Source organism: Lutibacter sp. HS1-25, assembly GCF_004121075.1.
Lineage (GTDB): Bacteria > Bacteroidota > Bacteroidia > Flavobacteriales > Flavobacteriaceae > Lutibacter.
The window spans coordinates 1-2,073 of record NZ_RHLN01000080.1; the positions used below are offsets into that span (position 1 = coordinate 1).

Consider the following 2,073-nt stretch of genomic DNA (forward strand, 5'->3'; position numbering starts at 1 on the left):
GATTTCTCCTATTTGGAATTTTGAGGTTCCTTCGGTTTTGATGTGTGGTGTTGGGTTCATAGTGGTTTTTTTATTTTTAATTCGTAATAAGCGAATTGAATTTGATTGTTTCTTTTGCCTTTTCATTTTTGTCTTGACACAAAAACGAAACAAAAAAGTCAAGCCTTGGATTTTCGGCGGTCAAATACGTTCTTAAATCCTAAAAGAAATGAACTCGCTGAGCTCAAACAGCATTTCTTTTTGCGGATTCTTCAAACTTTTGACACTCGCCTGCCAAATCCTAGGGCAGTTTTAATTTGCTAAAGTGGAATATCATATCTTTTGTTTTGGTTGACGTGGAGGTTGTCTTGAAAATGGTCAAGTGGTAAAGCGTTTGGATCGTTTGTTCTCGACTGCGCACGAACCGACAAATTCATTTCGGGGGCTTTTAGCATCCAACTTTTGGCGGTGGCTTGCCAATCGGTAATTTTTGATTTCCCTCCAACTTTCCATCCGATTCCCTGGTAATGGTTGAAAAATTTTTTGGCTTCCAATTCTGGATATTTTTCTTTTTTAAAAAAATCTAAAATCAATTTTTCTTTTGCGATTGCCTCTAGTTTAATAAAGTTTATATTTTGTTTATTAATGTTTGTATTAGATACCAGCGCTTGTTCTGATATGGGATAGTTTAAATCCATTTCTTGACTATCACTTGTCTTGAATTGAAACAACTTTACTCTGCTACCTTTAAAAGGGTTGTGAGAAGGGCTGTAAAGAATATATTTCCAATGACTTAGGTCTTTTATGCATCTGTGATAGGTAGATTTTGATCCTATTTTAGAAAACTTCATTAATTCTTCACGATTTATATGAAATTCGTTCGGAAATCGATTGTAATTCCACAATTGAAATAAAGCAATATACAGGCTTATATGGGATGGATTTAAGCGATTGTCTTTTGAAAATTGACTATAGACTCCGTTGAGGTGTTTGATGTAATTCATAGGTTTATAGATTGAGATTCCGCATCAAGTGCGGAATGACTTGAAGTTTAAAGTTTGTTATGAATACTGTTTTCTCTCATCACATTTGAGATTTCATCTGGGTCGTAAAATATGATTCCGCCAATTTTGGTGTAGGGTAAGGTTCCGTTGATTCGCATTGTTTGTAATGTACCGGAACTTACTTTTAGGATCTTCATTAAATCAGCTGACTTAAGATACTTTTTGTTAGTCATTTGCGATTTAATTTTAAGTAAATCTTTGATCTCTTCTAATAATTCGATTTTAAATTCTCTTAGATCATCTGTCGTGATAATTTGTGTAGGCATTTTTAACTGTTTTTTGAATTAATAAATTTTTATAGCGATTTGACTTTCGTGCTACAAAGCTGAAAAGTTTATTTGAAAAAAAATATTAGTAATTAAAAACTCATAAAAATTAGCTAACAAGAAAACAATATAACACCTTGATTATATGGATTTTATAAGTGTAAAAAAATTTCAATTTTTTGAAAAAGAGAAAAAGTATGAGTTTTACAAGGTAAAATCTATTTAAAAAAAGGAGAAAAAGAGGGTAAATAAGGGGTTTTTACTTTAAAAAACCCTTCAAAAAACTCATACTTTACTAATATTTACTCATAAAAAACAACCACTTAACAAACTAAATAACAACACTTTATGTAGTTTTTTAATTTTCGCTCAACCATTTTATTAGTGAAATTTTCAATTTTTCGATAAATTTTGTTGAATTTGACTTTCTAGCCTTAATTTGTTCGACTATTTGATAAGTATTTCCAGGATATACGCCATAATTATTGATGCAAATTTCTTCTATTTCTTTAATACTTAAATTACCATCAGCAATAGCTCCTTTAGCATTTAAACTTAATAATAATTCAATTAATTCGGTAGGTGTACCTGTCCAAGGTATTATAGTGCAGCAAGCATTTTGAACTTCTTGAATTGTAGGTTTAGCGTTTTTATTTTTTAATAATTCAAGTGCGCTGGTGTAATATTTTGTTAGTAGGTCATTTGCCACTATTTCTGAAGCAAGGTGATCCCTGGTAGTACGAAATTCAGGGTCTTCAAAAATT

The 2,073-nt window shown here is 31.1% G+C and carries 3 protein-coding genes; all 3 read right to left on the bottom strand.

Annotated features, from left to right (window positions below):
* Positions 1-299: 299 nt before the first annotated feature.
* Positions 300-983 carry a hypothetical protein gene (locus tag EC396_RS12305; RefSeq protein WP_129366954.1) on the bottom strand — a complete coding sequence of 228 codons (684 nt, stop codon included), beginning with the start codon at positions 981-983 and terminating at the stop codon, positions 300-302.
* 47 nt (positions 984-1,030) lie between these two features.
* Positions 1,031-1,309 carry a helix-turn-helix domain-containing protein gene (locus tag EC396_RS12310; RefSeq protein WP_129365521.1) on the bottom strand — a complete coding sequence of 93 codons (279 nt, stop codon included), beginning with the start codon at positions 1,307-1,309 and terminating at the stop codon, positions 1,031-1,033.
* A 358-nt stretch (positions 1,310-1,667) separates the two neighbouring features.
* Positions 1,668-2,073, bottom strand: a 406-nt coding sequence (locus tag EC396_RS12315; protein ID WP_205757957.1) for an RteC domain-containing protein, incomplete at its 5' end; no start/stop codon positions are given.